The sequence below is a fragment of the Marinomonas sp. SBI8L genome (assembly GCF_001624705.1).
Taxonomy (GTDB): Bacteria; Pseudomonadota; Gammaproteobacteria; order Pseudomonadales; family Marinomonadaceae; genus Marinomonas.
Window position 1 is genome coordinate 242372 of sequence record NZ_JSEO01000003.1, and the last position, 14151, is coordinate 256522.

General features: G+C 42.6%; 11 protein-coding genes. 8 read left to right on the forward strand and 3 right to left on the reverse strand.

The features are described from left to right. Positions 1-171: 171 nt before the first annotated feature. Positions 172-1098 carry a hypothetical protein gene (locus tag OA91_RS05260; protein ID WP_046017616.1) on the forward strand — a complete coding sequence of 309 codons (927 nt, stop codon included), beginning with the start codon at positions 172-174 and terminating at the stop codon, positions 1096-1098. Between the two features lie 73 nt (positions 1099-1171). Here the strand turns inward: OA91_RS05260 and OA91_RS05265 are convergent, their stop codons facing one another. The 3 genes from OA91_RS05265 to gap form a co-directional block, all read right to left on the reverse strand. After that, the gene (locus tag OA91_RS05265) at positions 1172-1633 is read right to left on the reverse strand and encodes a methylglyoxal synthase (protein WP_046017615.1); all 462 of its coding nucleotides are present in this window, start codon (positions 1631-1633) and stop codon (positions 1172-1174) included. A gap of 102 nt (positions 1634-1735) precedes the next feature. Continuing rightward, positions 1736-3181, reverse strand: coding sequence for a pyruvate kinase (gene pyk, locus OA91_RS05270; RefSeq protein WP_046017614.1), 1446 nt, complete (start codon positions 3179-3181; stop codon positions 1736-1738). 79 nt (positions 3182-3260) lie between these two features. Further along, entirely contained in the window at positions 3261-4274 is a 1014-nt protein-coding gene (gene gap, locus OA91_RS05275; RefSeq protein WP_063336623.1) for a type I glyceraldehyde-3-phosphate dehydrogenase, read from the reverse strand. A gap of 372 nt (positions 4275-4646) precedes the next feature. Between gap and edd the strand changes: the two genes are divergently transcribed. The 7 genes from edd (at position 4647) to OA91_RS05310 (ending at position 14042) form a co-directional block, all read left to right on the forward strand. Continuing rightward, positions 4647-6473: a phosphogluconate dehydratase gene (edd, locus tag OA91_RS05280; RefSeq protein WP_046017612.1), complete on the forward strand. Its 1827-nt coding sequence runs from the start codon at positions 4647-4649 to the stop codon at positions 6471-6473. 149 nt (positions 6474-6622) lie between these two features. Continuing rightward, positions 6623-7645: a LacI family DNA-binding transcriptional regulator gene (locus tag OA91_RS05285; RefSeq protein WP_063336624.1), complete on the forward strand. Its 1023-nt coding sequence runs from the start codon at positions 6623-6625 to the stop codon at positions 7643-7645. A gap of 178 nt (positions 7646-7823) precedes the next feature. After that, on the forward strand, positions 7824-8855 hold the full coding sequence (locus tag OA91_RS05290; protein WP_063336625.1) for an ABC transporter substrate-binding protein: 1032 nt from the start codon (positions 7824-7826) through the stop codon (positions 8853-8855). 70 nt (positions 8856-8925) lie between these two features. Next, positions 8926-11157 (forward strand): ABC transporter permease, encoded by a 2232-nt coding sequence (locus OA91_RS05295; RefSeq protein WP_157203758.1) that lies wholly within the window; start codon positions 8926-8928, stop codon positions 11155-11157. Further along, positions 11157-12230, forward strand: coding sequence for an ABC transporter ATP-binding protein (locus OA91_RS05300; RefSeq protein ID WP_063336627.1), 1074 nt, complete (start codon positions 11157-11159; stop codon positions 12228-12230). The genes OA91_RS05295 and OA91_RS05300 overlap by 1 nt, the downstream gene beginning before the upstream one ends. 14 nt (positions 12231-12244) lie before the next feature. Then, positions 12245-13051 carry an inositol monophosphatase family protein gene (locus tag OA91_RS05305; protein WP_063336628.1) on the forward strand — a complete coding sequence of 269 codons (807 nt, stop codon included), beginning with the start codon at positions 12245-12247 and terminating at the stop codon, positions 13049-13051. 142 nt (positions 13052-13193) lie between these two features. Continuing rightward, positions 13194-14042: an SDR family oxidoreductase gene (locus tag OA91_RS05310; protein WP_063336629.1), complete on the forward strand. Its 849-nt coding sequence runs from the start codon at positions 13194-13196 to the stop codon at positions 14040-14042. Positions 14043-14151: the final 109 nt, after the last annotated feature.

Here is a 14151-nt window from a genome sequence, read left to right on the forward strand (position 1 = left end):
ATATTGCGGCGCTAATATAGCCGATTATGGGCTTGTGAGCGAGAGAAACAGGGAGTTTAAGTATGATTCATAAAAAAATTAATTATCAATAAAGTGAATGTTGAATATTTATTTAAATGATGTTTATATTTTGCAAATAGAATTAATAACTTAGCAAAAGTGCAGAGCGAAATGACAACACAGAACTATTTTCGATCCTTAGATAAATATCGTGCATATGAGGATGTTATTCACGACCTATTGGCCTCTATTTTAACTAGCTTAGATAGTGAAGCTCTGTTGAATGAGCCCAAGTCTCAAGCAGAAACGATTTCACAGCTGAGCCGCGCTTACCCTTTTGTCGAGCTGATTTATTGTTTGGATGCCAATGGTATTCAGCAGCAAGAGACAGTGTATAGCCCTATGGTGAGTGCAAGAGGGCGGCGCTCCTTTAGTAAGGGCAGCGACCGTAGCCGCAGACCCTACTTTTTGGCAGCACAAGAAAGCCAAAGTAAAGTGGTGGTAACTCAGCCTTATCTGTCTTCAGCGACGCATCAATTAGCCCTTTCTTCTGTACAGCATGTCATTTCCTCTGATGGCAAAGATATGGGTTACCTAGTGATTAATTTTAGCTTGATGCGCTTATTGTCTTATTTGTTAGGAGACGGACTAAGGAATCGAATGCACCCTCTGTTTCAGGCTATTTATAGCTTGATAGGTGGCTCTTTAATTCTCGTTTCCTTGTGGCTTCTAGCGGCTGCTTTTATGTCGTTAGTGAAGGGGTTTTCACTATTAGAGGATACAACGAGTAACTCATTTAGTGTGGTGGTCATGATTACCTTAGGTTTAGCCATTTTCGACTTAGGTAAAACCATATTAGAAGAGGAAGTGCTGGTGAGTAAGGATATTAACCACTATAACTCCACAAGACGGACCATAATGCGCTTTATGTCGGCTATCATCATTGCGGTATCGATTGAAGCACTTTTGCTTATGTTCAAGTCTGTGTTGAATCCTGCTAATGGGCAGCTGATGAATGGGGTTTGGATGTTGTTTTCGGGGGTGGGGTTGCTCGCTGGCTTAGGTGTGTATTTAAAATTGAGCCGCGATAGTGAATAGCGAGTAAATAGAGACAATGCAGCCATTGTCTCTATTTACTATGACCTAGGTACAGCTAAAAAATCATCAAAAGCTAGTCATCAATTCGAGCGGCGAGATAAGCGTCGTAATCAGGTACTGCTCTGTCATATTCACCGGCAAGCAAAGGTGAAGAGATTAAAAAGTTAGCCGAGCTCACACTACAGGCAATCGGGATATTCCACACCGCAGCGACTCTCAGTAAAGCTTTAATGTCTGGGTCATGTGGCATCGGCTCAAAAGGGTCCCAGAAGAAGATAAGTATGTCGATTTTACCTTCTGCAATCATGCCGCCAAGTTGCTGATCACCGCCCAGTGGGCCACTGATTAAAGGGGTTACTGCAACGCCAAGTTGTTTTTGTAATAGGTTTCCCGTCGTGCCAGTTGCTAACAGTTTATGGCCTACTAGCTTGTCTTTGTGGGTATCGGCCCAGTCAATTAATTCACCCTTCATGTTGTCATGGGCAACAAGGGCAATGTTTTTAATTGCGCCAGTAGTCGCTTGTTTCTTTTGCATCTTTGTTCTCCAAACTTGGCATGTATCTGCTCTTAAAAGCAAAATAGCCCAGCTTGATACCAAGCTGGGCTATTTATCATAACAACTAACGTCGTCTTGTGCTTAGTGAACGTCACCAATGCGAACAATCTTCATCGCATTTGTTGTACCAAAGCTCACCAAGTGGTCGCCTTTGGTTAAGATCACTAGATCACCATCTTTTACTAAACCTTGAGCCTTAAGTGCGTCAACCAAACCTTGGTTTAGGTTGTCACGATTGTATTCCTTAGAAGGGAAGGCAATCGGTGTCACACCACGATAAAGGGCAACACGGTTAAGGGCTTCTTGATTAGGAGAAAGCGCATAAATAGGTAGACCAGAACTGATACGAGACATCAATAATGGTGTTGTGCCAGATTCAGTCAAGCTTATGATGGCAGACACACCTTCAAGGTGGTTAGCGGCATACATAGCAGACATGGCAATGGTTTCGTCAATGCTTGTAAAAGTAACATCTAAACGGTGCTTAGAGCGGTTGATTGCAGGTTGTTTCTCAGCACCTTTACAAACGCGCACCATGGTTTGGATTACTTCTTCTGGATAATCACCTGCTGCTGTTTCAGCAGAAAGCATCACAGCATCTGTTCCATCCAGTACGGCGTTAGCAACGTCAAATACTTCCGCACGAGTTGGCATAGCACTTGTGATCATGGTTTCCATCATTTGGGTCGCTGTGATCACAGGGCGGTTCAATTGACGACAACGCTTGATCATGTGTTTTTGTACACCGATCAACTCAGCATCACCAATTTCAACACCAAGGTCACCACGAGCAACCATAACCGCGTCAGATGCTAGGATAATAGCGTCTAGTGTTTCGTTATCTGCAACGGCTTCAGCGCGTTCTACTTTTGATACTATGCCTGTTTCAAGGCCTGCTGCTTTAGCTAGGCTGCGTGCCTCTTCGATATCTTCTGCACTACGTGGGAAAGAAACCGCTAGGTAATCTGCCTTAAGTGCTGCTGCTGTTTTGATATCTTCTTTGTCTTTATCTGTCAGTGCTGCAGCAGATAAGCCACCACCTTGACGGTTGATACCTTTATTGTTTGATAATGGACCACCAACAATAACTTTAGTAATAACTTCTTGGCCTTTAACTTCCAGTACTTCAAGTACTACACGACCGTCATCTAGCAATAAAATGTTGCCAGGTTCTGAGTCGGTTGCTAGTTGTGGGTAATCAATACCAACACGGGTTTCATCACCGTTATTCTTATCAAAACCTACATCTAGAACAAAAGTGTCACCATCGTTAAGGTTAACTTTCGTATTTTTAAAGCGGGCAATACGAATTTTAGGGCCTTGTAAGTCACCTAGAATTGCAACGTGTTTGCCATTCTTAGCCGCCATTTCACGGACGATTTTGGCGCGATTAATATGATCTTCTGGTTGACCGTGTGAGAAGTTAAGGCGGAAAACATTTGCGCCCGCATTAATCAGCTTCTCTATCATTTCTGGAGAGCTAGAAGCTGGACCTAATGTTGCGACAATTTTTGTTCTACGAGTCATATTAATATTACCAAGATAAAAAATTAGAAGAGGGGGTTATAAGATAGGGAAAGGGCTGCGTCAGCAGCCCTTAAACCAATTACTTAGCATTCATCAAAGCAATGGTGTTATCCAACATTCTGTTAGAGAAGCCCCATTCGTTATCATACCAAGCCATCACTTTCACTAGCTTGCCTTGAACACGTGTCTGAGTCGCATCAAAGTTTGAAGTGAAAGTGCTGTGGTTAAAGTCGCTAGATACTAGAGGCTCATTGTTAACCGCTAATACTTGAGCCAAAGTTGCATCGTTTGCAATGGCATCAGCAATGATCTGGTTTACTTCTTCAGCAGTTGTTTCACGCGGCGCTAAGAAAGTTAAGTCAACCAAAGAGACATTGATAGTAGGTACACGTACCGCCATACCATCAAATTTACCTGCTAGTTCAGGAACAACTAAGCCAACCGCAGCTGCTGCGCCTGTTTTAGTTGGGATCATGTTCATTGCTGCAGCACGGGCACGGTAAAGGTCTTCATGATAAACATCAGATAGACGCTGATCATTCGTGTAAGCGTGAATTGTTGTCATCAAGCCACTTTCAATACCAAGTTGGTCGTTAAGTGGTTTAGCGATAGGTGCTAGGCAGTTTGTGGTGCAAGATGCGTTAGAAATAACAGTCATGTCAGAGGTTAAAACCTCTTGGTTAACACCGTATACAACCGTTGCGTCAACGTTTTTACCTGGTGCAGAGATGATTACTTTTTTTGCACCAGCTTCAATGTGTGCACTTGCTTTGACTTTTTCTGCAAAGAAACCAGTACATTCATAAACCACATCTACCCCAATTTCTTTCCAAGGTAGGTTTGCTGGGTCACGTTCTGAAAGCGTTAGGATTTTATCATCGTTGATGTAAAGCGCTTCTGCATCGAAATCAACTTTCGCGTTAAAACGACCATGTACAGTATCGTATTTAGTTAGATGAGCATTGATTTTAGAGTCACCTAGATCATTGATAGCAACAACTTGGATCTGATCTCGTTTATCTGACTCATATAGAGCTCGTAAAATATTGCGCCCAATGCGTCCGTATCCATTGATGGCTACTTTAATCGTCATACACACCTCTAAAACTTGTTGTGAAATTTATAAATAAATTCGATTTCGAAAACTATATGTGCGAATTCTATTGATTTCTGATGTAAAAATACAACATTTTAATCAATTTTTATCAAATAGCTGACGAAAACCACTTATTTTGTCGTTTTATTTATTTAATTAAAGACGACTGTCATCAAATAAGCATACTCAATAGGGCATATTATACGCTAAATGTGACAATTATAAATTCTTTTCGTAAATTAATTACAGAAATAAGAGTTTTATTCTGAAAAAATAAAGAAATTATGATTTTTTTGTAGTAAAGTTACGAAATTGAGAATTTAAGCAGGCAATCCCTCTTTATTAGGGTGAGCAAAGAAGAGTGACCTTATGAATCCCACAGTGTTAAAAGTTACCAATACCATTATAGAGCGCAGTAAAACATTACGAGCTCAGTACCTCAAGGATATGGAGCAGGCTCGCGCTCAAGGGCCACATAGAGGCAAATTATCTTGTGGTAACTTAGCGCATGGTTTTGCTGCCTGTAATTCAGGTGACAAACAAAAGCTAACCCTGATGAATGAAGCCAATATCGGTATTGTTACTTCTTATAATGACATGTTGTCTGCGCATCAACCTTATGAAGTTTATCCGGATAAAATCCGTCAAGCTGTGCATGACATGGGTTCTGTCGCTCAGGTCGCAGGCGGTGTACCCGCTATGTGTGATGGGGTGACTCAAGGTCAAGACGGCATGGAACTGAGTTTGTTTAGCCGTGACAATATTGCACAAGGTGCAGCGATTGCACTTTCTCACAATATGTTTGATGCCGCTGTTTACCTAGGTATTTGTGACAAAATCGTTCCTGGTCTTTTGATGGCTGCACTACGCTTTGGCCACTTACCTAGCCTATTTATTCCTGCTGGTCCTATGCACTCTGGTATTACCAACGCACAAAAAGCGGCAGTAAGACAAAAATTTGCCATTGGTGAAGCGACCCGTGATGAGCTGTTAGAAGCAGAATCGGCTTCTTATCATAGTGCGGGTACCTGTACTTTTTATGGTACTGCTAACTCAAACCAACTTTTAGTCGAGCTAATGGGCCTACAGTTACCCGGTTCGTCTTTTGTGAACCCAACTGATCCATTACGTGACGCTCTAACCACTTATGCAGCTCAACTTTCGACAAAAATTACAGCATTAGGCAGTGATTACCGCCCTATGTATGAAATCGTCGATGAACGTAGCATAGTCAATTCAATTGTTGGCTTGTTAGCAACAGGCGGTTCAACTAATCACACTATGCATATTGTCGCCTATGCTCGTGCTGCTGGCATTATCATCACTTGGGACGACTTTGCAGAGCTTAGTAAAGTGGTACCTTTGTTGACTCGTATTTATCCAAATGGTCCTGCTGATATTAACCACTTCCATGCAGCAGGCGGCATGGCTTTCCTTGTTAAACAACTGATTGCAGGTGGTTTGGTTCATGAAGATGTAAATACCATCATGGGTAAAGGTTTAACTCATTACACCAAAGAGCCTTTCCTAGATAACGACAAACTCGTATGGCGTGATGGTACGCCAGATAGTTTAGATGAAGAGGTTGTAAGGCCAATTACAGCACCTTTTAGTAAGGAAGGTGGTTTATCTCTGTTAACCGGTAATCTAGGTCGAGCTGTGATTAAAGTATCAGCCGTAAAAGAAGAAAACCGTGTAATCGAAGCGCCAGCGGCTGTTTTCCACAGTCAGCATGAACTGGCAGATGCCATTATCAATGGTGAGCTTAAAAGAGATTGTGTCGCGGTTGTTCGATTCCAAGGCCCTCAAGCGATTGGCATGCCTGAATTACATAAATTAACCCCTTATCTAGGTAATCTTCAGGATCAAGGCTACAAGGTTGCCTTAGTGACTGATGGTCGTATGTCCGGCGCATCAGGCAAGGTACCAGCAGCGATTCACCTTACACCAGAAGCGGCAGCAGGTGGTGCGATTGGTCGTATTCAGGATGGTGATATGGTTCGTCTTGATGCAAATACAGGTGAGCTAAGCTTATTAATTGATAGTCAAAACCTTGCTCATCGTGAGCAAGCTAAACATGACCTTGCTGCTTCTCATCAAGGCATGGGACGTGAATTTTTTGTGGCACAAAGAGCCATGGTGACAGGTGCAGAAGAAGGGGCGACTAGCTTGTTTCCTTCCCTTAACCTGTCATAACTTTTCCTCTGACGGCTAACACTTGTGTTAGTGTCTGGTGTTTTAGGCCTACGTTTGTAGGCCTTTTTTTTGCTTAAAATAAATGCTAACTGTCATTATGTTGTGTGTTTTGTATAGAATGGCAGGCTCACATCCTTGAAGAGAAGAAGATGAATAAACGACAGGCGACATCGGCAGATGTCGCAGCATTAGCGGGGGTTTCTCAATCAACCGTATCACGTAGTTTTGATGAAAAAAGCCGGATTTCAGCCGCGACACGTGACCGTGTTTTTGCCGCGGCGAAAGAGCTTGGTTATCAAGTAAATAAGGCTGCACAGACCATGATAAAGCAGCGCAGTGATTTGGTTGGCTTAGTGACTGCGGGCTTAGAAGATCCCTTTCGATCTGAATTTTTAAATCAGCTCGTGATTGAAGTGCAAAGACAAGGCTTTCGTCCCATGGTGATAGATGTTACCCATAACCAAGGTATCGATTCCTCATTACAAGCCTTGATGCAATATCAGCTAAGTGGTGTTGTTATCACCTCTGGATCACCTAGTGAAAGCATAGTTCAAGAGTTTGTTAGCCGTTCTGTACCTGTGATTTTAGTGAATCGTGCCGATCAAGAAAGCAATCTGTCAGGCGTTGATATTGTGAATATTGATAATGTCGGCGGCGGTGAACTTGCTGCAAAATCCTTGATACAATCTGGTTGTGAAAATCTCATGGTCGTAAGGGCAAAAGCCAGTAGCTATTCAAGTCTCATGCGCACTAAAGGATTTATTCAGCAAGTTAGCTCTCATTCTGCTATCAAGACCTTAAATATCACTGAGGTGGAATCTGAAACAAGTGATTATGAGGGAGGTTATCAGCTAGCGGGTCAGTTACTGGCAAAGCAAGAGGTACCTGATGGGGTCTTTTTCTGTATGGATCATATTGCCTGTGGTTTCATGGATGCGGCCCGAAAAGAGTTCCATCTTTCCATCCCTCAAGATATGAGCTTGATAGGTTTTGATGACATTCGCCTTGCAAGTTATCAATCCTATGCACTGACGACTATTAAGCAATGTCCAAAACTCGTTTCTAAAGCTGTGGTTGATAACTTAGTCAAAAGGCTAGATGAACCATCTTCTAGCCCCATGTATCAAGTCGTGCCTGTTACCTTGATTCGAAGAGATACCTTGGCTTCTTAGGTTTCAAAGATCAATCTAAAGGGTAGCCGTTCATTCAGTCATTTTATATTTGAAATGAATATTCCATAAAAATTTAAAAATGAAATTTATATTTACAAACGAAATTTTATCGGTAGTATGAAATGAGTTGTTCATACGTATGCACAACCTTGCAACTGACTTAGGAGTAAATATAAAAATGAAAAAATCTCCACTTATAACAAGTATGGCTATTGCACTACTCGCTACGTCTGCGTCTACAGGCGCTCTAGCGAAAGGAAAATTGAACGTACTTTGTTCGGCTGATACCGATTGGTGTAGTTTGATGGAAACGCGTTTTGAGCAAGAAACCGGTGTTAAGGTTTCTTTAATCCGAAAAAGCTCTGGGGAAGGTTATGCCCAGTTAAGAGCTGAATCGAAAAATCCAAAAATAGATGTTTGGTGGGGGGGAACAGGTGACCCACACTTACAAGCAGCAAAGGAAAATCTCACCCAAGCTTATCGTGCAAAAGAGCTCCCTAACTTATTAGCTTGGGCACAAAACCAGTCGCTAGTGTCTGACAATCGAACTGTTGGTATATATGCTGGCGCACTAGGTTTTGGTTATAACAAAAACCTGATTAAGAAAAAGGGATTACCTATCCCTCAGTGTTGGAAAGACTTAGCTGACCCTGTTTATAAAGGGGAAGTTCAAATTGCTAACCCCAACTCTTCTGGTACAGCCTATACTGCGCTCGCGACTTTTGTGCAGTTGTTCGGTGAAGAAGATAGTTTTGAATACCTTGCAGAGCTTCATAAAAACGTAAGCCAATATACCAAATCAGGTTCAGCCCCTATTAAGGCCGCTGCACGTGGTGAAACTGCCATAGGCATTGTTTTTATGCATGACATTATGAAGCAGGTGAAAAAAGGCTTCCCTCTTAAAATTGTCGCGCCATGTGAAGGAACCGGCTACGAAGTTGGGTCTATGAGTATAGTCAAAGGCGCACGTCATCTTAAAGAGGCAAAAATGTGGGCTGAGTTTGCATTAAGGCCTGATATCCAATCTCTTGCTCAATCTGTTAATGCTTTCCAAGTGCCATCAAATCAAGCCTCAAGTATCCCAGCTGAAGCCCCTAATTTTGATGAGCTAAAACTGATTGATTATGACTTTGCCAAATACGGCTCAGTCGCCACTCGTCGTCACTTATTACAACGTTGGGACGATGAAATTAAGTCTTTAGCACGTTAGATCTGGCTTTGTATGGCCGATTAGGTGAGGGCCACCTTGTCTAATCGGTACTTAATTTGTGGGGAAGAGTGTGAAAAATTCATTAGTTTTATGGCTACTTGTGGGCTGGGTTGGCTATTTTATATTGCCCTGGTACTTGCTCGAAGATGGCTTGTTCGCCTTCGACTGGCTGTTCGATGGCTATCCTTTTGATGAAGACTATAGCCCAGCCTTTATTCAGGTTTTTAGTACTGATAAGGCGTGGTTGTTGCCTTTGGTGATTAGTCTGTTATTACCCTTAAAAGCCTTAACCTTGAAGAAGTCAGATCGGGCGTATGCTAGTTATTTGATTTGCTCAGGCAGTTTAGGTTTGGCCTATTTGGTTATACAAGGTTTTGCTATTGGTGTGAGTGGTTGGCAATTTAGCTTGTTCGCGAACTACTTTTTAGACTCGGAATTTAATCAATATGGAATGGGTTACGGGGCGCTTTTATATGGCCTTTCCATGTTGATGCTACTGACGACTGGGCTAGCGGCTCGGGGAGTGATGAAAGGGGATGTTTTTGTCACCAGTAGCATAGGTTTGATCATTGCTATTGTGACTGTGTTCGTATTTTATCCGGTGAGCCAAGTGCTTATCAGTGCCTTTCAGGACAATCAAGGTGCTTTCTCAAGTGCTTCTTTTATCGATAAATTTTTTGATGAAAAAATCTGGGGCTTAGGTTGTACCACCCGTTCTGTTTCTTGCGGTATTGCATGGAACTCCCTGACATTAGCCTTGCTGACTGCCACTATTACCACAGGTTTAGGTTTAGCCTTTGCACTTATTGTTACCCGTACCGGCTTTATTTGGAAAAAGCAGTTAAGGCTATTAACTGTATTGCCTATTATCACTCCGCCTTTCGTGATTGGTTTGGCCCTCATTTTATTATTTGGTCGTTCTGGGGTGGTGACAGAGTTTTTTGCTGATCTCTTTGGCTTGGAAGCAAGCCGCTGGTTATATGGTTTACCTGGGGTGCTTTTTGCTCAAGTACTTTCATTCACTCCTATTTCCTTCTTAGTTTTGATCGGTGTCGTAGAAGGGGTGAGCCCTTCAATGGAAGAAGCGTCTCAAACCTTAAGAGCTGATCGCTGGAATACCTTTAAAAATGTCTCTTTACCCTTGATGCGACCAGGGCTGGCTAATGCATTCTTGTTAAGCTTCATCGAAAGTATGGCTGACTTTGGAAACCCTATGGTTCTGGGGGGCAATTTTGAAGTGCTTTCCACAGAGATTTTCTTTGCCATTGTAGGGGCGCAAAATGACCAAGGTTATGCGGCTGTTCTCGCTATTTTATTACTAGCCTTTACCTTAAGTGCCTTCTTCGCCCAGCGAATCTGGTTAGGTAAAAAGTCCTATGTCACTGTATCTGGTAAAGCTGATTCAGGTGCACATATGGGCTTAAACCCTATGCTAAAAATGAGTTGTTACAGCATTGCCTTACCTTGGGCTCTGCTCACCTTAGTCATTTACGGCATGATAATGTTTGGCGGTTTTGTGAAGAGCTGGGGCTATGATCACAGCTTTACTATGCAGCATTATGAAGATGCTTTTGCCTTAAACTGGACTGAGTTAGGGCTTGTTTGGCAAGGTGCTGCATGGGATTCATTCTGGACTACCTTGAGCATCTCTGCCATAGCAGCGCCTTTAACGGCTGCTGTTGGCTTATTAACCGCTTACCTTTTGGTTCGTCAATCCTTTAAGTGGAAGTCAGGGTTCGAATTCGGCACCATGTTGAGCTTTGCTATCCCGGGAACTGTTATCGGGATAAGTTATATTCTCGCTTTTAATGTGCCACCTCTTGAACTGACGGGAACAGGCGTCATTCTGATCATCTGCTTTGTTTTTAGAAACATGCCTGTGGGTGTGCGTGGCGGGATAGCAGCCATGAGTCAGTTGGATAAAAGTTTGGATGAAGCTTCGCTAACATTAGGTGCAAACAGTTTCAGTACCTTTAGAAATGTCATCTTACCTCTACTTAGACCTGCCATTATTGCTGCACTGACGTATAGCTTTGTGCGGGCAATTACCTCTGTTAGTGCTGTGATTTTCCTTGTGAGCGCGGATCACAATATGGCTACTTCTTACATTATTGGGCTAGTGGAAAATGGCGAGTTCGGTATCGCGATTGCCTATTGCAGTGTGCTTATTCTGGTTATGTTAAGTGTGATCTTGGCAATCAATTTATTGGTCGGTGAGCGTAAGTTAAGACGCAGTAATCGACTTTCAAATGCGATTAAGAAAAATTCCAATGCACCATTGAAATTAAAGGAGGCTGAGTAATGAAGTCTAATCATGATAAAGGCAGTGTTGTATTTGACCATGTCATTAAAAACTATGGTGATGTTACCGCGATTAACGATGTCTCTTTTCGAGTTGAGCCGGGTAATCTAGTTACCCTTTTAGGGCCAAGTGGCTGCGGTAAAACGACCACGCTACGCATGATTGCAGGCTTAGAGCATGCAAGTGCAGGGCGGATTTTAATTAGTGGCAAAGATGTGACCCAGCTGCCTGCCACCGATAGGGATGTCAGCATGGTGTTTCAATCCTATGCTTTATTTCCCCATATGTCTGTGGTGCAAAATGTGGCGTATGGCCTAGTGGCAAGTGGCGTCAATAAACAAGAAGCCCATGCAAAAAGCGAAGATGCCTTAGCGCTTGTTGGTTTACATGGATATGGAGAGCGTTTACCTAGTGAGCTTTCTGGTGGGCAGCAGCAAAGGGTTGCTGTGGCAAGGGCGTTAGTCCTAGAACCAGAGGTCCTACTGTTAGATGAACCCTTATCTAATCTAGATGCAAAATTGCGTCGTCAAGTAAGGGAAGAAATACGTGAGTTGCAGCAAAAACTCGGTCTCACCGCTGTTTATGTTACCCATGATCAAGAAGAAGCTATGGCCGTTTCTGATCGCATCATAGTGATGAATAAATCAATCATAGCCCAAGAAGGTAGCCCAAAAACCTTATATGAGGAGCCTAACTCAAGCTTTATTGCGGACTTTATCGGTGATGCGAATTTAGTCGATGTGGAGATTCTTGATCGGGCTAATGACAGGGTTAATGTGGATATTGCAGGTCTGCAGAAATACCTTCCTGCGCGAGAGTTTAGTCTAGGGCCTGCCAAACTTGCTATTCGACCGGATGCTATCCAGTTAACGGCAAGTGCGGGAAATCAAGTTGGAATAACAGGGAATATTCGCCATGCAACCTATCTTGGAAATCAGATGCAATACGATGTTGAGTGTGAATTAGGCAGCTTGTTTGTGGTGGATTATCAGTTCAAGCAAGGTTTGATTGCGGGTTCTGATGTGCAAATAAATTTTGCTGATCGAGGATTGGTGCTGGTTAAAGCGAATTAAGTTGGAGCAGAGTTATGTTTTTAGAAAAAGACTTGGTAGGTGCCGAAGTTGTTGCTCGTTTTGATTTGGCAAAAAACGTCATCAAAGTGGCTGGAGAGTTGGCATTAGATTATTTTCAGCGACGTGAAGAATTGGTGATTGAAACCAAAGCAGAGCCGCAAGATGTGGTGAGTATTGCTGATAAAAATGTGGAACAGGTGATTCTTCAGCAAATACAAGAAGCTTATCCAGTGGATAATTTTTTAGGTGAAGAGCAGGGCATATTAAAAGGAGACAATGACTACCTTTGGGTTGTCGATCCGATTGATGGTACGTCTTGTTTTGTGAACGGATTGCCCAGTTGGTGTATTTCTATTGCCCTGATGCAGCAAGATAAAATTGCTTTTGGTTTGGTTTATGACCCTAATGCGGATGAGCTCTTTACCGCCTTATCGGGTGCTGGTTGTCAGGTAAATGGCAAGGCAGTCAAAGCGCTAAATATTGATTCTGTCCAAGCTGGCGTAATGGGAGTGGGGACTTCTCATCGCGTACCTTCGAGCCATTGTTTGCACTTCCTACAAGGTTTATTGGACGAAGGCGGTATGTTTATTCGCAATGGTTCAGGTGCCCTTATGCTGGCTTATGTCGCAGCGGGTCGTCTTATCGGCTATTACGAACCTCATATTAATTCTTGGGACTGCTTAGCGGGTTTGATCTTAGTACAGGAAGCTGGCGGCACTACTAACCAATTCCTAGAAAATGGAGGTTTGCTTGAGGGGAATAGTATTCTTGTCTCAGCTAAGGATATCCACCATCAGCTTGATCACTTTACCAGACTTTAATTGAGGGGTTCACACAGCAAGTGTTTAAGCCGGCCTAGCCGGCTTTTTTTGTCTAGAAATTAAAAAGTAAACTTAATAGTTTACTTTTTAATTTGAAATTTTTAATATGCACTCACAAGTTTACTTTATGTGGGAGAGAGTTATGAAAAAAATTGCTTTAGTGACAGGAACGTCAACAGGATTAGGGTTAAGTATGGTGCTGATGCTGGCAAAACAGGGTTTTCATGTTTATGCCACCATGCGTAACCTAGAGAAAAAATCTAATTTAGAGTCACAAATTACGTCAGATATGGCTGTCACCATTAAGCAGCTGGATGTGCAAAATAGCGCTAATGTGAATCAATGTGTGGCTGATATTATTGGGCAAGAAGGCCAAATTGATTTATTGATAAATAATGCTGGTGCTGGGTTTGTAAGGAGCACAGAGCAGGCGAGTGAAGATGATATCCAATGGGTTATGGATGTAAATTATATGGGGGTTGTTCGCTGTACAAAAGCCGTTTTACCTTTTATGCGATCAGCAAGGTCAGGCCATATTATTAATATTTCATCTGTGGGCGGTTTAGTTGGACAGCCTTTTAATGAGATTTACTGTGCCGCAAAATTTGCTGTAGAAGGCTATACCGAGTCCATGGCCAGTTATATTCAACCTAGTTTTAATATTAAATTTTCACTGATTGAGCCAGGCGGCATTCGTTCTGAGTTTGGTAATAATGTACTGGCTCAAGTGGCGCAGTCTGGTGGCATGTTAGATGATGAATACTTACCTATCTTGCAAAAGTATATTGGCGGTGTTCAAGGGCGCAGTGAAACAGGTGTTTATCAAACCTGTGATGAGGTTGCGAAAGTAGTTCTCGACTGTGTGAATCACCCCAACCCAGCAGTTAGAGTACGGACCTCAGATTGGTCAAATGCTTTTTGTGAACTGAAAACACAAGCAGATCCAGAAGGCAGAAAACAACAAGCCGCTGTGATTGAGAGCTTCTTATAATTCTGATTCGGTATATGGAGTTTGGCTGTTTTATCAGTTGTGAAGTAAGAAAAATTGCGAAGGGAAAAAATGGCTCGCTTCGGGGGGGAGAAGCGAGCCATTGATAAAA